The organism is Belliella marina (assembly GCF_042682445.1).
In the GTDB taxonomy this organism is placed as follows: domain Bacteria; phylum Bacteroidota; class Bacteroidia; order Cytophagales; family Cyclobacteriaceae; genus Belliella; species Belliella marina.
Genome location: NZ_JBHUHR010000002.1, coordinates 34,771 through 57,641 on the forward strand (window position 1 = coordinate 34,771; position 22,871 = coordinate 57,641).

General features: G+C 41.6%; 11 protein-coding genes. 6 read left to right on the forward strand and 5 right to left on the reverse strand.

Annotated elements, in window-relative coordinates; genetic code table 11:
- Positions 1-64: 64 nt before the first annotated feature.
- Together ACFSKL_RS01420 and ACFSKL_RS01425 are read right to left on the reverse strand one after the other, a co-directional pair.
- Positions 65-2,212, reverse strand: coding sequence for a RagB/SusD family nutrient uptake outer membrane protein (locus ACFSKL_RS01420; protein ID WP_376882757.1), 2,148 nt, complete (start codon positions 2,210-2,212; stop codon positions 65-67).
- A 21-nt stretch (positions 2,213-2,233) separates the two neighbouring features.
- A complete protein-coding gene (locus ACFSKL_RS01425) occupies positions 2,234-5,533 on the reverse strand; it encodes a SusC/RagA family TonB-linked outer membrane protein (RefSeq protein ID WP_376882760.1) in 3,300 nt (1,099 codons plus the stop codon).
- Between the two features lie 393 nt (positions 5,534-5,926).
- On the opposite strand from ACFSKL_RS01425, the gene ACFSKL_RS01430 reads away from it, so the two are divergent.
- The gene (locus ACFSKL_RS01430; RefSeq protein WP_376882763.1) at positions 5,927-7,456 is read left to right on the forward strand and encodes a rhamnogalacturonan acetylesterase; all 1,530 of its coding nucleotides are present in this window, start codon (positions 5,927-5,929) and stop codon (positions 7,454-7,456) included.
- Between the two features lie 350 nt (positions 7,457-7,806).
- Here the strand turns inward: ACFSKL_RS01430 and ACFSKL_RS01435 are convergent, their stop codons facing one another.
- Complete coding sequence (locus ACFSKL_RS01435) at positions 7,807-10,050, reverse strand: S9 family peptidase (protein ID WP_376882765.1); 2,244 nt, start codon at positions 10,048-10,050, stop codon at positions 7,807-7,809.
- A 255-nt stretch (positions 10,051-10,305) separates the two neighbouring features.
- On the opposite strand from ACFSKL_RS01435, the gene ACFSKL_RS01440 reads away from it, so the two are divergent.
- Entirely contained in the window at positions 10,306-13,296 is a 2,991-nt protein-coding gene (locus ACFSKL_RS01440) for a DUF4982 domain-containing protein (RefSeq protein ID WP_376882768.1), read from the forward strand.
- Positions 13,297-13,394: 98 nt separating this feature from the next.
- Here the strand turns inward: ACFSKL_RS01440 and ACFSKL_RS01445 are convergent, their stop codons facing one another.
- Positions 13,395-15,872, reverse strand: coding sequence for a glycosyl hydrolase 115 family protein (locus ACFSKL_RS01445; RefSeq protein ID WP_376882770.1), 2,478 nt, complete (start codon positions 15,870-15,872; stop codon positions 13,395-13,397).
- A gap of 114 nt (positions 15,873-15,986) precedes the next feature.
- Here ACFSKL_RS01445 and ACFSKL_RS01450 point away from each other — a divergent pair, with 114 nt between their 5' ends.
- The gene (locus tag ACFSKL_RS01450; RefSeq protein ID WP_376882773.1) at positions 15,987-16,424 is read left to right on the forward strand and encodes an SRPBCC family protein; all 438 of its coding nucleotides are present in this window, start codon (positions 15,987-15,989) and stop codon (positions 16,422-16,424) included.
- A gap of 1 nt (position 16,425) precedes the next feature.
- Here the strand turns inward: ACFSKL_RS01450 and ACFSKL_RS01455 are convergent, their stop codons facing one another.
- Positions 16,426-16,896, reverse strand: coding sequence for a Fur family transcriptional regulator (locus tag ACFSKL_RS01455; protein WP_376882775.1), 471 nt, complete (start codon positions 16,894-16,896; stop codon positions 16,426-16,428).
- A 470-nt stretch (positions 16,897-17,366) separates the two neighbouring features.
- Here ACFSKL_RS01455 and ACFSKL_RS01460 point away from each other — a divergent pair, with 470 nt between their 5' ends.
- From ACFSKL_RS01460 to ACFSKL_RS01470, 3 genes are all read left to right on the forward strand, one after another.
- Entirely contained in the window at positions 17,367-18,539 is a 1,173-nt protein-coding gene (locus tag ACFSKL_RS01460; RefSeq protein WP_376882778.1) for an aspartyl protease family protein, read from the forward strand.
- A gap of 150 nt (positions 18,540-18,689) precedes the next feature.
- Positions 18,690-21,980, forward strand: coding sequence for an ATP-binding protein (locus ACFSKL_RS01465; protein ID WP_376882781.1), 3,291 nt, complete (start codon positions 18,690-18,692; stop codon positions 21,978-21,980).
- A gap of 101 nt (positions 21,981-22,081) precedes the next feature.
- Positions 22,082-22,672 carry a LemA family protein gene (locus tag ACFSKL_RS01470; protein ID WP_376882783.1) on the forward strand — a complete coding sequence of 197 codons (591 nt, stop codon included), beginning with the start codon at positions 22,082-22,084 and terminating at the stop codon, positions 22,670-22,672.
- The last annotated feature ends 199 nt before the right edge of the window (positions 22,673-22,871 follow it).

Sequence of the window (22,871 nt, forward strand, 5' to 3'; positions counted from 1 at the left end):
AATCACCAAGGAACACTATCGATCCCTTGGTGATTGAAATTTTAAGGTTAACTAAAATCTCAGATTAGTATCCAGGATTTTGATAAGCAGATCTTGTCGCTTCATCCAATGGAGCTCCAGTTTCATCTGTCAGCTGAACCAAGTAATTGAATGGCCAAGGCCTGAAAGTATGGAAACGCTGCATCTGCCCTTTTCCATTTCCGTTCTGACCATTTCCACCACCAGTATTGGAAGCTACTGGCCAAAGTCCTGTTCTATTGGAAGCCATCTGATTGTAATGCATTACCCTATCGTAGAGGATCCCTGCATTGTGCAAATCTTCCCACATGATTCCTTCTGCCAAAAACTCCCTGTTTTTCTCATTGTAGATAAAGTGGATAAACATGTCCTGCTTTGAATTCACGGAAGGAATATATCCCTCACGAGTCGCTTCGGGAGTACCTGGGGTGAAGTGGTTTTCTGTGACCATGATTGCATTAAAGGAGTCACCGTTGGCAGCATAGGGTGCTACCAGCTCAGCAGCATCCAATTCCTGTGCTTCAGGATACCATTGCGCAAATAGGGAAGGCCTGTTTTCTCCGGCTTTGAATGCAGCTCTCTCTCTCAGGACATTGATGTCATCAACAGCTAAGCCATAATCTCCTTTTCTTCCATAAGCTTCTGCCCTGATCAAATAAGTCTCCGCCAATCTCATGAGAATGGCATCTCTGGTACCTGCTTCTCGATCAAAATTACTCTCATCATTACTTCCTCCCCTCAATGGATCCACATATTTTTTGACTGATAAATAAGGTGCTATTTGCGTGGCAAGCCCCATATTGGCACCATTGATAAATAGTCTGTAGTAGTAATTTCCAGTGGTAGATGATCTCACCCATCTTACCATAAATTGATAAGGTTGGCTCATGACTTCCATAGAATCCAGTGCATTTTCACGGTCATTTTCGAGGTAGATTATAGCCCTTTGTCCATTTTGAATTCTTCTATCACCGGCATTTACAGATGGCTGGTCTGCAGGTTTATTGGCATTCCACCATGCTGCTGTGGCAGAAGACCAAGTAAATGAGGAGGAGTTTGACCCCATGTTACTGTGATATTCATGTCGGAATGTTTTGGCGTATCTTGAGTCATGCATTTTATCCCTAAAATTGTCATAGCCATAATCTGTAGGCTTAAAAGTACCGAAAGGTCTTCCATACATCATTGACCTTGCCACACCTGATTGCTCTGTGTAATTCCCCGTATGATAATTTACGGACCTGTTACCTCCAAATCGTCCATTTAACCCGATATTAGTATCAAACTGTGCCGACCAAATCACTTCCGCATGTGGACTTGTCTCGGAAATGGCTGGATCGAATAGCATATTATAGTCTGGAGCCAAGCCACCTACTCCATCTATCACTTCAGAAGCATACAAAATTGCATTATCTAAATCTGCAGGATCAGTTCCCTTGTAGAGCATCCTGAGAGTCTCTTCATTGCTATTCACAAATGTTGCTCCTTGAGCTCTGTTAAGATAGAGCTTAGCTAAGAAATGCCCGGCTGCCCATTTGGTCAGTCTACCTTGGGGAGCTGAGGTAGGCAAATGCTCATATGCAAAAGTAACATCCTCTATAATTTGTGAATACACATCTTCCAATGAAGATTTGGGGAAATGATAAATCCCATCGTCTTCTCTCCTTGGCTCAAGTAGTAAAGGGACGTCTCCTAGCTGATTAGAAACAAGATAAAATGCCCAAGACCTTAGAAAGAGAATCTCTGCTTTTCTTTGGTTTGCGAAAGCTTCATTGGTGCCAAATACGCCAGGAGCAATGTTTTCCAATACATCCAATGCGATGTTACAATTATTGATATGCGGATATGCTCCCATGGGTGCATAGTTTGCGTTTGCACTTCCGATGTAATTGAACATATTGCCTGCTATATTGCTCAAGTCATTTCCGTAGATGCCAACTTCCATTCTAGCCCATGAAGCATTTGAAGTCATATAAGCATCAGTCTCTGCTTGTGTCAGCCTTGCTCCATTTGCATCCCATTCGTGCTTCACGCGGGCATATACATAGAGACCATTGATCAATGATTCTAGACCATTTTCATCATTGTAGTAATCTTGTGTGAGATTAGAGACTTGTCTTTCATCCAAGAAATCTTGACAAGAATTCAGCGCTCCAATTGCTGCGAATGCTAAAATCCAAATATATTTTTTCATCTTAATTTTCTTTTTAAATGATTAAAACCCTGCTCTTAATGTAAACACAAAGCTCTGTTGTAGGATGGTATTATTATTCATCCCTCCTAACGGATCCCCTGAAGCATTCCTATTTTCCCACGCTGTGTCATCATCAGGATTGATTCCCCATCGAACTACATCACCTCCAAATATAAATGGGTTCACCATCTGAACATTCAGCTGTAGGTTTGACATTCCCAGCCTTTCAATTGCTTGATGCGGCACATCGTAAGCCAATGAAATATGTCTTACGGTCACAAAGGAACCATCATTGAACTGCATTGGATTGATGATATTCTCTGCATTCGAACCAATTGTCGGCATTGGCCAGCGACCTCCCGGATTGTCAAAACTCCATCGATCAGTTTCATACCTTCCACTTGGCCAAGTACCTCCCATCGTAGGTGCACCACCAAAATAAGTCTGTCCAAACCTTCCATAGGCCATAAAACTTAAAGTCCAGTTTCTATAATTGAAAGTATTGGTAATACCACCAGTCCATCTAGGCTGACGACTACCTACCACTACCCTATCATCACCATCTATTCTATAGTCCCCATTTTGATCTACGATCTTTACTGTACCTGGGTAGAAATTGTGTCCATTGGCATTGAAAAGCGCCATTTGCTCCAAATCTTCATCAGTATTTTGCCAAATACCGTCATGCTTGTAGTCAAAGAATGAATGGATAGGATGACCGATAAACAAATTGTTGGCAATCATATCTTCTGCACCATTGACAAGCTCCAGGATTTGCTCTCTGTTGGCACCAAAATTGAAATCTGTCTGCCAAGTAAATCCATCTCTTTCCATATTGATTGTAGACAAAGTCAATTCTATACCTCTGTTTCTTGTACTGCCAATATTTTCAAATTTCTGAACATACCCTGTTACTGCAGGTACAGACCTACCAAAGATCAGCCCGGTGGTGGTCATATCATAGACTTCCAAAGCCCCACTCAATCGTCCATCAAACAATCCAAAATCTAAACCTGCATTCCACTGAGCTGTTTTCTCCCAACCCAAGTCTGGATTTTGAACCAATTGTGGCAAAAACCCTATCGCTGGATCACTACCAAATACATATGGGTTTTGACTCAAAGGTCCAGTTGTGGTATAAGGATTGACAGCTGAGTTACCAGTTACACCAAAACCAAACCTTGGCTTCAATTCATATATCCAAGAAACATCCCGCAAGAATCCTTCTTCCTGCATCTTCCATGCTGCTGAAAATGATGGGAAAAAGTCCCATTTATTGCCTGGGGCTAGAACTGAAGACCCGTCATACCTTCCCGAAGCTGTCAGCAAGTATTTATCATTAAAAGAGTAATTCACCCTCAACATCCATGATTGCAAAGAATTTTCTGTAAATGATGTACCATAAGAATCTGGCCTACCATTTGTATTTGCTTGGAGTAAATACCATTGGCTAGCAGGTATCACAATATTTGAGACCCCAATATTCATTCCTTCCATTCTAGAATATTGGGATGATTGAAGTAATGTAATCCCCAATGTATGATCCCCGAATGTCTTATCAGCAAAAAGTAAATTCTCTGCTACCCATGAGAAATTCTCATTTTTGGACATCCCTGCAGTGTTCGGTCTCATTGCATTTATGTGTGTAGATGAGTTGGGACCAGTCCATGAGCCATTACGGAAATTTCTTATCTGTCCTCCGAAATTCACCCGGTATTTAAGCCATGAAGTTATATTCACTTCCGAGAAAATATTAGCCATGATAGATGTAGCCCTTCGCTCATTGAGTGCTTGATCAATGTCCATAATAGGATTCCATAAGCTAAGGTTTCCTCCTGGGTTTGCAATTAATTCTCCTTCATTGTCTCTTGGTACAGCATAAGGGAATTGGCTAGTGGCTCTTGAAAACAAATCCTTCGTCCCAGTATTACTGGTGTTAGGACCTAAAAAACCAAAGTTTTGTTTGGAGAACGATCCTAAAACTGAAGTACCTACAGTCAACCATTTGGTAGGTGTCATATCTCCATTTATATTCAGTGTAAATCGCTCAAAATCCTGATCTTTCTGTACACCTACTTGATCATGGTATCCCATTGATAAGTACAGTCTCGAGTTTTCTGTCCCAGATGAAATAGCCACTTGATGAATGTTGGTAATCCCCAGTCTAGTGACATCATCTTGCCAATTGTGTGTAGGTATATTGTCTGAGTTATAAATTGGTACTTGATCGGGCCATCCCATTTCTTGCTCTTGTGCTGTAGTGGGTCTCAGCCTTGGGGTGACTCCAAATTCCTCCCATTCATAACCTCTCCAAACATTGTCTCTGGCAACCGGATCTTGGCCTAGTGCCATGACTTGCTGATCTAAAAAAGGATCTGGATACCAGGGCTGTGCCGGATCATTCAAATCCTCATTCCCTGCTGGTCCATACAGTCTACCATTGATCAGTGACTGTCTCCAGAGGTCTACATATTGGCCACCCGTCATCCAATCAGTCAAATTTTTGTATGAATCCAAAGATACTGTTGCCGTATAATTTACCTTGATTGATCCTTTTTGGCCCTTTTTTGTGGTCACCAGAATCACCCCGTTTGCACCCCTGGATCCATAGATTGCTGTTGCAGAAGCATCTTTTAGCACTTCTATGGATTGAATATCGTTTGGGTTTATGTCATTCAATGAAAACGAGCTTACTCCTAGCTGAGAGACAACCGGGATACCGTCTACGACATACAATGGTTCATTTGAAGCATTGATCGACCTGTTGCCTCTAATCCTAATAGCAGGCAACTCCCCTGGGCGCATATTAGTCGTCACATGAACCCCTGCAGCATTCCCCTGCAGTGCTTGGGATAGATTGGCTATGGGCCTTTCTTCTAGCTCCCTAGTTCCTACACTTGTGATAGCTCCTGTAAGGTCACTTCTCTTTTGTGTACCATAGCCGACTACTACCACTTCCCCAAGTTGTTGTAAGTCCTGAGAAAGTTCAATGTTGATGGTATTCGAAGAGCCAACACGCATTTCTTGGCTAACATATCCGATCGATGAAAATACCAATACAGCATTATTGTCTGGAACAGTAATACTGTAAGCTCCATCAATATCTGTAACTGTGCCAGTTGTCGTTCCTTTGATGACAACATTTACACCCGGCAGTGTGACACCTTCTTCTTTGTCAGTGACTACACCAGTGATGGTGACATCCCATTCGTTTTCGATGGAATCTGCAAAGGCGAGTGTCAGACCTAAAGGAATAGTCAACGCTATGATCAGCGCCACTCGAATCCTAGAATAGTACTGAAGCAATAAATTTTGTTTCATTTGTCTTAGGGTTTTGTTTCAGGTTTATTATATTATATAAATAGTTGGGAAAATTATTTTTCAATTACCAATTGATCTGATTCTGGGATTTTTGGATTGAAAGAATTATAAATTTAAAGAGGACAAAAATAAAATCAATCCTGTTCTGTCATGCATGGACTGCATTTAAACAGTTTTAGTTAGCAAAAAATGGTGGACAATCAGGTCAGGACAGGATGGGAAAAACGCAGAATTGGCATAGTTTTCCAAAAGGCTTACAACATTATCTGGTAATAGGTGAAATTGACTCTTTTACCCGATTGCAAAATTTGGAGTTTAAACTCACTATGAGCATTTATGGTATCATGATGAGGTTGTAGCAGCTATCCGATTTATTGACAAAAACCTAAAAACATGAAGCAAAAAAACCGACAAAGCATATCAAAAGCTATAATGTTTGTGATGATTATAGTGGCAATCCCAAGCTTTGCGTTCTTACATATTTCCTCCGAAGGATCGGAGAAAACAAAAATCTATCTGATAGGTGATTCTACCGTTAGAAACCAATCTGGTGAAGGTGGTCCCGGCCAATGGGGTTGGGGAACTTTTTTGCAGGATTTCTTCGACAGTACCAAAGTGGAAATCCACAACCATGCCATGGCTGGTAGAAGTACCAGGACTTTTATCAAAGAAGGACGTTGGGAAAAAGTGATGGAATCCCTCAGGCCAGGTGATTATGTCATCATGCAGTTCGGACACAATGAAGGCAGCCAACCTGACACCACAAGGGCAGGTTACCGTGGCGTACTGAGGGGTATGGGGGATGAGACTAAAGAGCTGACCTGGCCGGATGGATCTCAGGAAACAGTCTATACCTATGGTTGGTATCTCATGAAATTCATCCAAGATGCCAAATCAAAAGGAGCACATCCGATCGTGGCATCCATGATCCCAAGGAACAAATTTCAAGATGGATCCGTGGAGCGTGCCAATATGGATTTTGGGCTATGGGCAAAGGAGGCAGCAAAAAAAGGCGGGGCTGGATTTGTGGATCTGAATGGGATTGTCGCCGACCAATATGACAAATGGGGACAGGAAGTAGTCAAGGGGTTGTTTGAAAAAGACCATACCCATACCAATGAAGCTGGCGCAAGAATCAACGCTTGGTCAGTCATCCAAGGACTCAAATCACTCAAGGACGAAAAGTTACTTTCCCTTTTGCCAGCCAAAAAACCAACATTATACCTCATCGGAGATTCCACTGTCAAAAATGGCCAAGGTGACGGAGCTGGTGGCCTTTGGGGCTGGGGAGATTATATCAGTCCATTTTTTGACAGGGAGAAAATCAAAGTGGAAAACCATGCTTTGGGAGGGACAAGCTCCAGAACCTTCCAAACTTATGGTCTTTGGCAAAAAGTACTCGACAAACTGGAGCCGGGTGATTATGTTATCATGCAATTTGGACACAATGACAGCAGCCCACTGGACGATGAAGCCAGGGCCAGGGGTACGATTCGGAGTGCAGGCTTGGAAGCCCAACATATCTACAACCCTATCACCAAGCAGCAGGAGACCGTCTATTCCTATGGGCAATACCTTCGAAACATGATTTTGGATGCCAAAGCTAAAGGTGCTACCGCCATCGTCTGTTCCCTAGTGCCACGAAACAGCTGGAATGATGGCAAAGTCAACCGGGCCTCGGAAGGTTATGGACTTTGGGCCCAAGAAGCTGCCGAAAATTCCGAGGCGATTTTCATAGACCTCAATGCAATCATTGCTGATGCCTATGACTCAAAAGGGGAAGCCTATGTCCGTCAGCATTATTTCAATACCGAAGACCATACACATACAATAGAAGAAGGGGCAAAATTCAATGCGGAAGCAGTGGTAAAAGGGATTCAGCTGGATGAAAGGAATCCTTTGAATGTATTTCTGAAGAAATAAGGGACAAGGAATAAGGTGAAAGGAACAGCTTCTTTCACCTTTGATATTTAAAGCAAATAGGGCTTACTGAAAAATTATAGAGTTAGAACTTTATAATAATTCTACGGGTCGCTCCTATGGAGCTTTTTACATTATTCTATTTGATTTCTACAGACAGTTAGTCCCGATGGGACTACAGTTCCTTAGGAGCGACCTAATTTTCAATAAATTCATAGCTGAAAACATAGACTCATAATATTACAAATAATTTTAGTTTTTCAGTTGGCACTAAGAAATTGATTTACAAAATATTACTTTAGAATAAATGAAGTGAGTACTACTTATGAGACAGGTTCAACTATCCGTATATGCTATTTGATCCCCAGATCTTTCCACTCAGGTGGGCTGACATTTAGTAAATTCTTGACAAAAAAGTCCCTTCTCAAACGCTCACCATATTCACCACCGGAACTATGCCCCATTCCCGGGAACATCATAAATTCAAATTCCTTATTATGCTTCACCAACTGATCTACCAGCTGATAAGTCGATGCGGGATCCACATTGTCATCAATTTCACCTACAAGCAGGAGTAGCTTCCCTTCCAGGTTTTTGGCATTGGTGACATTGGAGCATTCTTCGTAGTGACTTGCTATAGGATAGCCCATCCACTGCTCATTCCACCAAATCTTGTCCATGCGGTTGTCATGGCAGCCACAGGAAGAAACCCCCACTTTATAAAACTCCGGATGGAACAACAATGCCCCTGTGGAGTTTTGACCTCCTGCAGAAGTTCCAAAAATCCCAACTTTATCCAAGTCCATATATGGCCTGTTTTTTTGTGCCGCCTGCATCCACAGAATCCTATCCGGGAATCCGGCATCCTTGAGGTTTTTCCAAGCCACATCATGAAAGCTCTTGGATCTATTCGAAGTACCCATGCCATCTATCTGCACGATTACAAAACCAAGTTCTGCCAGTTCATTGAGACCATAGTAATTGGGGTTGAAGGACTTGGGAACATGGGAGCTATGTGGCCCTGCATAGATGTACTCTATCACTGGGTACTTTTTGGCAGGATCAAAATTGCTTGGTTTGATAATCAGTCCCCAAATATCGGTCTGTCCATCCCTTCCCTTTGCCGAAAAGATCTCAGGAGCTTTCCATCCAGCCTTTTCCAGCTGGCCTATATCCGCCTGTTCCAACTTCGTCACTGTTTTTCCAGTGTTTGAATCTTTGAGTAGGGTGACTGGAGCAAGGTCCTGCCTAGAATATTTGTCCACAAAGTATTTTTTGTCTTCGGAAAGGGTGATCTCATGATTTGCATTTTCCGCTGTCAAAGCCTCCAACTTCTTCCCGTCCAAGCCAATACGGTATAAATGTGTGTGGTAAGGATCTTCCCCTTTGTTTTTGCCACTTGCTGTGAAATAAACCAAGTTTTTCTCCTCATCTACATGCATCACATCCCTCACCACCCATTCACCTTTTGTGATTTGATTGACAATATTGCCGGTTTTTGAGTCAAAGAGATACAAATGTCTCCAACCATCCCTTTCGGAAGCCCAGATTATTTGGTTTTTGTCCTCCAAATCCTTTCTGTAATGTTTGCCACTATAATCGATGAATGTGGGACTGGTCTCGTCAATGACTGTTCGTACTTTCCCATCTTTGGCACTCATTTCAAAAATAGTGTATCGCTGATGCCCCCTTTCATTGTATTCCCAACTGATGGCTGTATTGTCCTTATTCCAACTTAGTCGGGAAAGAGAATATTGTTTGTTCATCAGCGCAAGATCAGCTTGCCATGATTTTTCCGTATCCAAGTCTATGATCACTGGAGTCCGGATCGGCAATGCATCTCCGGGTTTAAGATAATCCCTTTCAAAAAGCTTTGGCTGAAACTGATCGTCTGGAGCTGAAGCGATCAATGTCAATTTCCTCACTTCACTTGGACGAAACTTGAACAATGCCAACTTTTTGCTGTCAGGAGCCCACTGGATATTGGAAGAGTAATATTCTCCCGGCATTCCGTCCGTACTTAGTTGAGAAATTTTGCCGGTAGCAAGGTCTTTGACAAAAACATTGTAATCCCTGATAAATGCCTCCTTGGTTTTATCTGGTGATGGGATTTTTCTTTCTCCCAATTCATTGTCTCTGGTTCCCCAATACCTGTTGTTTCCTCCCACATCCCTAATCTTCTCCAATTCTTCCGCAAAGCCGTCCCAACTCCAAACCACATTCTCATGGCGAAACTCAACCTTTTTATCCTTGAGTACTATTTCAGAAACCTGAAGATTTTCTGCCTTGATTTCTTTTTTGAGCTTCTCCTCCAATGCTTTTGCTAGGGATGCTGACTGAAACAAAGCTTGTTTCTCTTCTTCACTGATATCATAAACATAATATTTTCTTCCTTCTTCTGTCTGTATGGCATAAGTGAGCCTGTTTTCTTTGTGCCATTGGATTTGGGTTGGGGAATACAAGACTTTGTCTTTGATATTTTCTTTGAGTTTGGCCGCCCTCTGGTAGTCTTCCAGTTGGCCTTGGCCAAAACAAATACTTGAAAAGAGAAAAAATAGGGTTGGTAAAAGGAGAATTATACTTGATTTGATTTTCATAATATTCTGTTAGGAAACCGTAATCGGTTAAATATTTTTTAACCGGAAATAAAACTAGTCAATTATTCCTTCCCAATTTTCTCCTATAATGACATTTACTTATACAATATTGACCTTTTCTCCCATTTTAATTTCGATTTAAGAGACTCCCGAACCACTCATCACTTTATCGCTGTATCACAGGTCATTACAGGACACATTTCGCACTAGGCTGGGCTATTTTTGATATTGACAATAAACCAAAAAGACAACCCCATGCATTCAAAACACATTCATTGGACAATAGGAATATTGTTGTTTTTCACAATATCCGCTACTAATGCCTTAGCAAAAAGCGAGAGTCCAAGAAAAAAACACAATTTCAATTTAGGCTGGAAAGTACATGTCGGTGAAGTACAGCACGCTGAAAAGATGGATTTCGATGATTCTGATTGGAAGCAAGTAAGCCTTCCATGGTCATGGAATGAAGACGAAGCATTCAGATTGGATATCCATAGCCTGACTACAGGTATTTCATGGTATCGAAAACATTTTACATTACCCGAAGGAAAGCAAAGCCAAAAAGTATTTTTGGAATTTGAAGGATTGCGCCAAGGAGCCGAGTTCTATGTCAATGGCAAACATGTCGGAAGACATGAGAATGGTGCTATGGCAGTGGGATTGGATATTTCCGGACTGGTCAAACCATTCCCCGAGGAGAATATCATCGCTGTGAGAACAGACAGTGACTGGGATTATCGGGAAAAATCGACCAACCAAAAATACCAATGGAGTGACCGTAACTTCAACGCAAACTATGGCGGAATCCCAAAAAATGTATATCTCCATACTTCAGACAGGTTATACCAAACATTGCCATTATATTCCAATCTTGGCACCACCGGAGTCTACATCTATGCAGATGACTTCGATATCAAAGGAAAGTCCGCCAACATTTTCGCCCAGATAGAGTTGAAAAATGAATACGAGACGGCAAAAGATTTCACCTATCAGGTGGAGATAGTAGACATGGATGGAAAGACTGTTGCCAATTTTGAAGGCAATAAAGAAACCATTTCTCCAGGCCAATTGAAAGTCGTAGCAGCAAGCGATCGCGTAGAAAACCTAGAATTCTGGAGTTGGGGGTATGGATATTTGTATGATGTGTATACGCGTATTTTGGTGGATGGCGAGGAAATCGACAGGGTAAAAACAACAACCGGGTTTAGGAAGACAGCTTTTGAAAATGGCATGGTCTATTTGAATGATCGGGTACTCCAAATGAAAGGATACGCACAGCGAACCAGCAATGAATGGCCATCTGTGGGTATGGCCGTACCGGATTGGCTAAGTGACTATAGCAATAAACTGATGGTTGAAAGCAATGCAAACCTTGTACGCTGGATGCACATCACTCCCTGGAAACAGGATGTGGAATCATGTGACCGTGTAGGCTTGATCCAGGCCATGCCAGCTGGAGATGCCGAAAATGATCCCAGTGGCCGAAGATGGGAACAACGCATGGAATTGATGCGAGATGCTACTATCTATAACCGAAACAATCCTAGTATACTCTTCTATGAAACTGGCAATAAAGGCGTATCTGAAGAACATATGCAGGATATGCGTGCCATTCGGGACCAGTATGACCCACATGGGGGAAGGGCAGCTGGATCTAGGGAAATGTTGGACAGCAAAATCGCCGAATATGGAGGAGAAATGCTCTACATCAACAAAAGCGCACATATCCCTATGTGGGCTATGGAATATTCAAGAGATGAAGGATTAAGGAAATACTGGGACAATTACAGTCCACCATTTCACAAAGATGGAGATGGACCAAACTACAAAGGACAAAGTGCACGCGTATATAATAGAAACCAAGACTCCCATGCAATAGAAAACATTGTGCGTTGGTACGACTACTGGAGAGAACGCCCCGGAACAGGAAAAAGGGTAAGTTCAGGAGGGGTGAATATTATATTTTCAGACTCAAACACACATTTTCGAGGCGCTGAAAATTATAGAAGAAGTGGGGAAGTAGATCCCATGAGGATTCCAAAAGATGGGTATTATGCCCATCAGGTAATCTGGGACGGCTGGGTAGATCCAGAAAATCCCCTTAGCCATCTCATGGGCCATTGGAATTATGCACAGGATGTCACCAAAAATATTTACGTGGTTTCCAATGCAGAAAAGGTAGAGCTTTTTGTAAATGGCTTGTCCAAAGGGATCGGCAGCCAAAGCCATCGCTTTCTTTATACATTCAAAGATATCGCCTTCGAGCCGGGTGAGATCAAAGCAGTCAGCTATGATGAAAATGGGGAAATTATCAGTGAAGACCGTAGAATTACAACAGGTGCACCAAAAAGAATCCAACTGTCAAGCATTACCCATCCAAATGGACTAAGGGCAGATGGTCACGATTTGGCACTTGTACAGTTTGAAATCGTAGATGAAAACGGAAACAGATGCCCTACAGCTTTGAATATGGTAAATTTTGAACTGGAAGGACCTGCCGAATGGAGAGGTGGAATCGCACAAGGGCCCGACAATTACATTCTTTCCAAAGCGCTGCCGGCAGAAGGCGGAGTAAACAGAGTGTTGATCAGATCTTCAACTGAAGCAGGTAAAATCTCCATTGTCGCCAAATCCGAGGGTCTTGAATCTGCTAACCTAGAACTCCAATCTTCAGAAGTAAAACACAAAAATGGTTTGGCAGAAACACTTCCCGGTGATGGATTGCCTTCAAATTTGGACAAGGGTCCTACCCCAACATCAAGTTCTATTACTCCCACAAGAACTCCGATAATGATCAGCAAAGCTACAGCCGGAGCCAATGAAGAAAATGCCATTCATTCATTTGATGACAATGAGCGGACAGGCTGGTCAAATGACGGGAATATCGAAACGGGTTGGATCAAATATGAATTGGAAAGAGAGGCTGAAATATCAGAAGTGACCATGAAACTCAATGACTGGAGAAACAAAAGCTATCTTATCATAATCTCTGTGGATGGCAAAGAAGTCTTCAAGGGGAATACAGATAGAAGCTTGGGTTACATCACTTATGCATTTACACCTACGCATGGCAAGACCTTAAAAGTCCAATTGATCGGTGCGGGCACCAATGAAGATGCCTATGACATTGTTGAGATTACAGGCCAAAAAGAACCTGCAGGGGATGGAAATGGACGATCAAATGGTCAGATTTCCATACTTGAAATAGAAATTTATGAGGGAATCTCTTCCAATTCCGATTCCTGATTTTCTTTAAAGCAAAATATAGATGCGGATCTTGAAAGAAAACTGGTGGATGTCAGCTAATCTGATTTTCACCTAATCTTTCAAGATCCTGTCTAAACCTATTTTTCTATTTCGTAATAGGCAGGGGCACCATAAGGAGTGACGGCTATCTGATCCAAAACAATTCCTGTTTGGTTGACATAAACCCTCAAGACTTGCTTGCCCGATTTGCTAAAGCTGACAGAATGAACGATTTTGGCGTGATTTTGAAGTGTATTTTGCTTCCATTCTTCACTTCTACCGCGGGTATTGATTGCATGGCTTTCGCTATCTTGGCCATTGATCTCCAATGTAACCTCATGGTCAAAATCATTGGCATGTGTGGGAATCAACCTGATTTGTATATCGTAGTCGCCTTTTTCCTTTATGTCAAAATGGTATTCCAAATAAGGTTGGGCATCTTTATCAAAAGTGATATTGTCAAAAGGAAACAAAGTAACAGCTTGGTCACTGTATCCCAATGACTCCACAGTTTTCCATTCATAATCTCCGGAGTTTTTCGCATTTACAAAATCCTTAGCCTGGATGGCTAGAGGTTTTGGAAGATTGCTGTTGATTTTCGGATCGATGTTCACCTTTTCATTTTCTTGCAAATGAAATGTAGGCATGGCAAATACGGGGAGATTTCTCGGATTCATGGACATCATTCCACTCCATTTTCCATCACTGGTCTTTTGGTTGTATGTCTCGGTCAGGCTGATGATATTTTGATATGCAATCTCTACCTTTTTCGACAATTTTTCTTTTTGGTCTGGATTTTCCTCCAAAGCTGCCAGCTGTGCATAGAGAAACTTATGGTTCATCAATGCCGCCGCTTGCACCGGATAGGAAACCAGTTGGAAAAATGCATCCTTCCTGTTCTCTGGAATCCCATTCCTAATCGCCTCCACCTGCTTTGACAAGTTGGTGTATGCCGCAATCCTTCTGCTTACTTCATCATTTTTGGGATCAGCTACAAAAGCGCCCATCCGTGTCCTGGTAGTTGGTTCTGTTTGGCTCCAACCCATGTATTCCGGTTTTCTCAATACTGCCAAGCGGTAATATTCCTGCATTACTTGGGCGATTTCTTTGGCTTGACTTTCACCAAATTCCCGGGTACTCCAATCCAAAAGATGTTTGTTGACACTGGATTCTGTAACAGCATTGATGTCCCAAGCCATGTCCAAAAATAGCTCCGTGGTGTATTCAGCAGGTTTGATATCCCCAACATTGGCTATCCAGATTTTCTTTGCACCGTTTTGGTAAGCCCTGGTCATTTCGTACCAGATCAAGCCAGGCTGTGTCGTGGCCAGCCAAAGGTAATCATGGGGTCTTCCCCAATAGCTCAGATGATAATAAACACCACTTCCACCCTTGCGCTTTTGCTCCTCGGCCTTGCCCAATCTTCTGATATAGCCATAGTTGTCATCGGACCACATCAAAGTGACATCATCGGGCACTTTCATTCCCGCATCATAAAGTTCAAGCACTTCCTTGTAGAGTGTAAAAACCTGTGGAATCTCCTCAATTGGCTTTTGATAGGTATCGACAAGCATCTTTCGCTGATCGGAAATGATCGTTTCGAGCAGTTCAACCCTCTCCTCAGTACTTGCGTCACCTTCCATTCCTGAGTCATGGATTCCACGCATGCCTAAAGTAACCAATCCTTTTACCTCTTTAGTCTCCGAGATTCTTTCTTGCCAGTATGCTTTGACTTGCTCACTGTTTGAAAAATAGTTGAACTCCCCGTATTTGGATTTGTCCCATTCATCCACATTGTTTCGAAGCATAGGTTCGGCGTGTGAAGTCCCAATGAAAATCTGGTATTTCTCAGCCATTTCCTTGTTGCCAGGAATCTTGAAAAATGCCTTGGTAGATGGGTGCATCGCTGGCCAAATGGTGTTGGCTTTCAGGCGAAGGAGCAGTTGGAAAATCTTTTCGTAAGTTTTCGGACCAATATCTCCCGTCTCCGGTTCAAAAGTCCTTGCCGCCCAAGGCTGCAATCCCCAGTCCTCATCATTCAAAAATATCCCCCGGTACTGGACAGATGGACCTGAGGTGATTCCCTCTTCCGGTAAATTTATCGCAATCCTATCCTTTGGCTGAACAGCTACATCTGCCCACCATTTCCAAGGTGAAATCCCCAGCAGCTTTGCCAATTCAAAAATGCCATATACCGTTCCTCGGGCATCACTTCCCATGATGAAGAGCGAATTTTGATCTTGGTTGATGGTAAAATGCTCCCATTGATTCTCCAAGCTTTTCCCAAAATCATTAGGCAAACTTGTGCTTAATGATAAACCACTTGTACTGATATAAATTCCGTTCTTTTGTACATCATATCCATCGACATATTCTATGGAAAATTTCTTTTCAGACATGGTCTCCATATCATCCAAAAAGTCTCCCACAGCCCATTTTACCAATTCATCGGCATCTTGATCTACATAAATGTTTGTCTGGGATTCCTTGTCTGCTATCACAAATTCCGCTTGCCGCTGTTGGGAGCAGGCAAAAATAGAAATCAGGTAGATGGAAAATAAAAGGGATTTCTTCATGGTTTAGGTTATATAGGTATTGGATGGGATTTTGGCAGGAAGATGGTTAAGTTGTTGATTTTGCTAATTTCATTTTGATTAAACATTTGCCCACAATTTATACTTATACTTCCAATGGAGATCACTATAGAGACATCGGTAGCACAGGATTATCTCAGAGTCAAGGATGGGTTTGGAGAGCCGCTCTTTTCTAAGCTCAATCCTCCTTTTCCCCCAGTAAAGTTGTTGGTTTTCGAAGGATCATCGAAGGGAGATATTGTATCATTGGAGCTGAATTTTCTACTTTTCAAACAAAAATGGACCAGCGAAATTACTGCCGATCATACTGATGACAATGAATTTTATTTTATTGATATGGGGATCGTACTCCCTTTTTTCCTCACACACTGGGAACATAAGCACCGGATTATCAAATCAAGCACGGGAAGCACCATCCGGGACGAAATCAGCTACAAATGCCCTAACAGATTGATGACCCTGCTTTTGTTCCCAATTCTATATCTACAGTTTCTTTACAGAAGACCGGTTTATAGAAAGCACTTCAAAAATTGAATTAACCAAATTGGAGGTTGACACAATTGTTGATCTGACAATCACCATACAACACAAGGGAATGGCTAGTGATGGCCGACTGAAACTCCCTTCCCATGGCTTCTTTGATCATGTTGAGCCTTTCATCTGAGAATTCCCTGATTTTCCTGCATTGGTTGCATACATGGTGATCATGGTGCTTATAAGTAAGGGCTTGCTCATAAAGTGCCACCTTATCCTTGAACTGGTGTTTTACTGCCAAGCCACACTCCACCAAAAGATCCAAAGTATTGTAGATCGTCGCCCTACTGATAGTATATCCTTTATTTCTCATCAACAAAAACAATCCTTCTACGTCAATGTGCTCATCTTGTGGAAGTGCATAAAGTTCATCTATTACAGAAAACCTTTCAGGGGTTTTTCTGCTTCCTTGTCTGGAAAGAAAATTTTCAAATATTTTTTTTGCTTTATCTACTACCGACTTTTCTGCCATATCAAATTCTTCTAAGAATTAAAGATGCAGGTTTTTTTAGATAATTTCAAAAATATCATTGTCCAAATCCCAAAATCAACCCCATTTCCTTCCCAGAGTAGTTAATATTTTAAAGGAAAATGATTATCGCTAAAAATGGAAGTCCAGAATTTTTCCAATAGTCGCTAAAATATTGTGGATAACCATCTGCCTTCAATAGCTTGTACCCCCTAGCGCAGTCAACAGTGCTTCCAGTACAACTATCTACCATTTGCTGAAATGCTATTGGAAATACAGCAAAGCATAACAAATTTTGGTATGGGCAAAATATCTGATCGGGATAAAACATTTTCCCATTATTTTTCTTCTTATATTATGGATTAAATATCATAGCCCTTGAGGATTTCATGCCAAAAGTTCTTCGGATTATATTCGCCCAAATATGCCTGCTATTGAGTGTCGACTGTGTTGCTCAATTACCCGGATTCTTTATGAAGACAGATTCCCGCAAGACGGTGGTCGATTTTGTCAATTCAAATAACCTGATCATCATACCTGTATCGATCAATGGAAACCCACCATTGAATTTTATATTGGATACAGGTGTGCGGACGAATATTCTTTTCAGCAAAAACATTGGGAATGAAATGGAACTCAATTACACAAGAAGCTTGGATCTAGTGGGGGCAGATGGAAAAACAGTCCTTACAGCCTCTGTATCCCCAAACAATTACATGGACCTGGGCAATGTGGAAGGCAAATCGCAGACTCTTTTGGTGTTGGATGAAGATTTCTTTGAGCTGGAAAGTGTGATTGGAATTCCCGTAATTGGGGTGATTGGCTATGAATTTTTCAAATTCAACCCAGTCAGGATAGATTATGACAGGGGAAAAATCCACTTTTATAGAGAAAATTCCATTCGGTGGAGGCCTTTTGGATTCAGAAAAATCCCATTGAGCCTAGAGCTGAACAAACCGTATATCAAAGCAAGGATAAAACAAGTCAATGGGAGTACTTTGCATAGCAAGCTCCTGATAGATACGGGGGCCAACCATGGATTGCTGCTCAACCCGGAAACTTCTGAAGACATCAAAATCCCTCATGTAAATCTGGAAACTGAATTGGGAAGATCCCTTGGCGGGGATTTGCATGGTGTAGTAGGTAGGGTAAAGCAACTTTCGCTGAAAGGCCTCAATTTCAACAACACCATCTCTTCCTACCCCGTAGAGACGGAATATAGCTACATTATCAAAGAAACAGGCAGGCACGGCAGTATTGGTTCTGAACTTTTGGGAAGGATGGAGATCATCATAGATTACCCACGGGAACGCATGCTGTTCAAAAAATCATCCACTTTTATCAATCCTTTTGAATATGACATGAGTGGGATCACGCCCAAAGTATTGCCTACCGACAATGGAAGAATCTATATTTCAAGCCTGAAGCCCAAGTCCCCAGCGGCAAGCAGTGGCCTGAAAGTATTGGACGAAATCATCAAGATCAACAATATCCCGATAGAGTTTTGGGAGTTGAGTGATTTGATCAAATTATTCAAATCAGAGGTGGGAAAACAGGTAAAGCTTACAATCATGAGGTATGGTACAGAAAAACCAAGTGAACCAGCAATATTGGAATATGAATTCAGGTTAAGAAGAATGATCTGACATTCATAAATTGCCAATAATTTAAAATTGATCCATTGAAAGGAGATTGTATATAAATTATCCTACCAATTATGTACATTTGTGTAGGTATTTTTTTGAGCAAAAAAAACTTGAATGAATGGAATATAAGATTTTAATCTGAACAATAATATGTCTGAACAACCAAAACATAGCTTTCAGAACATTCTTCTTACACTTAAAAAGTATAGTAACCAGACATTTGAGCTTTTATACATTTCATCCGAAATCAGGGAATTGATCAGTGTTGACTCAAAATTCTATAAGGAAAGTTTTTTTGAGGACCTTTTCCCTACTCTTGACAGACCGGTTTTTGAATTCTTCTTCGATTCCCTGGGAAATGGCGATAAATTCAATTGCCCGATAGTCATCAATGATTCCTGTTTTCACTGGGTAAACGTAGAGGGATATGTAATCAGCCAAGAAGACGGCTCTTATCTCATCAATGCCCTGATATCCCCAATCCAAACACCCAGCAACATCAAATACTCTTGGGTTTTGGTAAATGACAACTCGTATGCCCTGCAGCAGGAAGATGCGGTAGCGGCTGAGTTTGAAAGTTGGGAGAAATTGGTCAAATATAAATTTGGCTTCCTCGGTGAAGAACAAACCCAAAAGTTCAAAAAGAGTACCTGCCCATCATTTTTGACGGTTTTTCCGGGTAGGTTATACTTCACCAAAAAATTTCTCAGCGAAAACATAGAGCTGATCCAATTGGAGTACCATACTTCACAATCTGCCTTAGAGGCAGGCTTGCTTGAAAATAGTTGGTTTGATTCTGAAAACCAGCTTATCTACTATGAATTTAACACTGAGAGCGGGGAAATGGCCCTTTCGGGAGCCATCAAAAAAGTACTGGGTTATGACCCCTCTTTTTTTGATACGGTGAACCGAAGCAAGTGGAAAGAACATATTCATCCGGATGACCGCCTGGTTTATGATAGAGGATTCGAGCATTCGGATATGATCATTTACAAATACCTCCACGCCAATGGCCATTATGTCTTTTTGCAGGACGAAATGCGGACGATTATCGATGAAAATATAGAGGGGGGAATAGTATTGGGCGTCATAGCGGATATCTCTGAATTCAAAGAAATCGAAAAGGATCTATTGGACAACAAGAACATCTTGGATGAAGTCACTGGAGTGGTGCCGGGAATTGTCTATCTGCTCAAAGCACTGCCAGACAATACACACCAGTATATTTTTATCAGTGAAGGAAGTATGGATTTGGCGGAATTGCAGCCATATGAAATGCTCCAGGATGAAAAAGCCTTTGAAAACCTCATACTGAAGGAAGATCTTGACGGAGTCCTGTCTGAGGATAGAAAAGCTTACAATAAGAACGAGAAGTTTGAGTCGGAATTTAGGATCAAGACAAAATCCGGAAAGACCAAGTGGATTTTTGGTGCTTCCAATAGACTGAAAAAATATAAGGATGAATCAATATGGGCTGGGTTGTTTGTGGATATCACGCATAGAAAATCAAAAGAAGAGGAATACACAATCAACCTGGTCAAATACAAAACCCTTTTTTATGAAAACCCAGTTTCCATCTTCAATTATGGGAAAGATGGGAAAATCCTGGCTGCAAACAAAAGTTTTTTGAAGCAATTCGACTTGGAATCAGAGTCCCAAATCATAGGAAAAAACTTATTTGAACTAATCAATGGCCAACCGATCTTACAGGCTTTTAGGGATAGCGTTACAAAAGGCCTTGGCCAATATGAAGGACCATTTATTACTTTTTACAGCAATCGGCTATATCACCTGCGTGTCAATGCAAAAGCCATAGACGACAGGGATAATTACCAAGCCATCCTAGAAGATATCAGTGAACAGGAATATGTCCACAATGTGCTATCTGAAGTCACTGAAAGAACTTCAAAATTCAGTGGGCAAGAATTCTTTGATGAACTTACCCTGCTGCTTTCGGATAAGCTGAACATGGAGTTTTGCTTCATTTCTGAGATCAGTAGTACCAAAGAGTATTCAAGTACCATTTCGATGCATCACAATGGGAAGAAAATTGGAAATAAGATATATGATATTCCAAACACACCCTGTGAGCAAGCCTTGGCTTCTGATGCACCTTTGATCATCCTGCAAGATGCCCAAAAACATTTCCCCTTGGACAAAGACCTTTCGGAAATGAATATATCTTCCTATATGGGGGTCACGCTTTCAGATATCAACAACAACAAACTGGGAATGCTTGTATTGATGGGAACCAAGCAAATGTATGTAAGCAGTGCCTATGAAGCCGTCATGAGTGTACTCTCGGACAGGATTGGAGCTGAATTAAGCAGGATTTCCTATGAAAAACGACTGCTTTCTTCCGAGCAGTTGTTCAGGAGTATCGCCGAAAACTTCCCAAAAGGTACAATAGAAGTTCTCGATACCGATTTCATGTATGTATACACTGATGGAAAAGAATATAGGAGACAGGGCATAGATCCAAGCTGCTTGGTAGGCACTTCCCTGTTGGAAAAATATGACCGTGAAATTTCCGACCATTTGGAAGTACACCTCAGAAAAGTACTGACAGGTGAATCTGTAGCCTTTGAACTTATCCTAGACAATCAGCACTACCTCAAAAGCGGCGTGCCACTGGTCAACAACTATGGGGAGATCGATCGGATCCTGCTAGTGACACAAAATATTACCGAAACAAAAAACGCAGAAGAAGAGAGAAACCAGCTTATCAAAGACCTCAAATCCCAAAATGAGGAGTTACAGAGATTTGCCTACATCATCTCGCATAATCTAAGAGCGCCGATAGTCAATATCACCTCACTTTTGGAATTGTACAACAACCAAAACCCATCTGATCCTGAAAACAAAGAGATCATTGAAAATCTGAGAACTGCCACCGGGATACTGAACAACACCCTTCAAGACCTGATCGATGTGGTAGCCATCAAGAAAAACAAGCTCCCCAAGATCGAACTTGTGGAGTTTGACCATATCATTGGAAATATAGAAAAAAGCCTCTCCAAACAAATCGAAGAGGCTGAAGCGGACATTATGAAGGATTTCTCCGATGCTTCGAAAATTAACTATATTTATTCCCATCTGGAAAACTTCCTGACAAACCTGACTACCAACGCCATAAAATACCGGCATCCGGAAAGGAAACTGCAAATCCAAATCAAGACATTCAGCAGAGAAAACTACACCATCATTGAGTTTAGGGATAATGGTATCGGGATCGACTTGGAACGTTACAGAGACAGGTTGTTTGGGCTTTACCAAAGGTTCCATTCCCATGTGGAAGGAAAAGGCTTGGGCTTGTATCTGGTAAGGGAGCAGATACGTGCGCATGATGGAAGCCTTCACGTAGAAAGTGAAGTGGGCAAAGGCACCACCTTTACCATACACCTTAAAAACCTCATTGTCAATACAGAAGAAGTCTATTGAATTTCGTGCTTGTCGGAAAAAAAAGAAAATTACCTTTAAAAAACGAACCTCTGCATTAATTTTACGTCAAATACCTGCATTGTTTTAAAAATCTCAAAACTATGAAAAAAGCATTAATTCCTATTATCATCGTTGGCCTGATCGGGCTTTTCGTGTACACCAAATCAGTTGGTGTTTACAATACATTTGTACAAACGGAAGAAACCATCAATGGACAGTGGGCAGAAGTCGAAACCCAATACCAAAGAAGGGCAGACCTCATCCCAAATTTGGTCAATACCGTGAAAGGATATGCCGACTTTGAGCAACAGACATTGACCGGAGTGATCGAGGCAAGAGCCAAGGCAACATCCATCACACTCCAAGCTGATGACCTGACTCCGGAAAACATAGCAAAATTCCAACAGGCACAGGATCAGCTAAGCGGATCATTGAGTAGGCTATTGGTCGCCGTCGAGAGATATCCTGATCTCAAAGCCAACCAAAACTTCCTGGAGCTTCAGGCCCAGCTGGAAGGTACAGAAAATAGGATCGCAGTGGCCAGAAGAAACTTCAACCAATCAGTACAAGCATACAATTCCAACTTGAGGACATTCCCTAACAATCTATTTGCGGGATGGTATGGATTTGAGCGCAAAGGATATTTTGAAGCCGCAGCAGGTTCCGAAAATGCCCCCGAAGTTCAATTTTAACTAAACTACTACCGGCTAAAGACCGATAGGTTTGGTTTCGCCTAAAGGCGACTGAAGTGCATCCGAGACTTAGTGTTTGTGAAAAACTTTGTGATCTCCTATGTTGAAAAACAAGCAAAAGGGCTAAAATTTCACATAACTATTCCACTCTGTTTCTTTTTTCTCTTAAATGCATTCTCAGTTTTGATAGACTTGTTGT

Coding starts and splice junctions, on each gene's coding strand:
- ACFSKL_RS01420 (WP_376882757.1), bottom strand. CDS start 2,212: ATGAAAAAATATATTTGGATTTTAGCATTCGCAGCAATTGGAGCGCTG.
- ACFSKL_RS01425 (WP_376882760.1), bottom strand. CDS start 5,533: ATGAAACAAAATTTATTGCTTCAGTACTATTCTAGGATTCGAGTGGCG.
- ACFSKL_RS01430 (WP_376882763.1), top strand. CDS start 5,927: ATGAAGCAAAAAAACCGACAAAGCATATCAAAAGCTATAATGTTTGTG.
- ACFSKL_RS01435 (WP_376882765.1), bottom strand. CDS start 10,050: ATGAAAATCAAATCAAGTATAATTCTCCTTTTACCAACCCTATTTTTT.
- ACFSKL_RS01440 (WP_376882768.1), top strand. CDS start 10,306: ATGCATTCAAAACACATTCATTGGACAATAGGAATATTGTTGTTTTTC.
- ACFSKL_RS01445 (WP_376882770.1), bottom strand. CDS start 15,872: ATGAAGAAATCCCTTTTATTTTCCATCTACCTGATTTCTATTTTTGCC.
- ACFSKL_RS01450 (WP_376882773.1), top strand. CDS start 15,987: ATGGAGATCACTATAGAGACATCGGTAGCACAGGATTATCTCAGAGTC.
- ACFSKL_RS01455 (WP_376882775.1), bottom strand. CDS start 16,896: ATGGCAGAAAAGTCGGTAGTAGATAAAGCAAAAAAAATATTTGAAAAT.
- ACFSKL_RS01460 (WP_376882778.1), top strand. CDS start 17,367: ATGAAGACAGATTCCCGCAAGACGGTGGTCGATTTTGTCAATTCAAAT.
- ACFSKL_RS01465 (WP_376882781.1), top strand. CDS start 18,690: ATGTCTGAACAACCAAAACATAGCTTTCAGAACATTCTTCTTACACTT.
- ACFSKL_RS01470 (WP_376882783.1), top strand. CDS start 22,082: ATGAAAAAAGCATTAATTCCTATTATCATCGTTGGCCTGATCGGGCTT.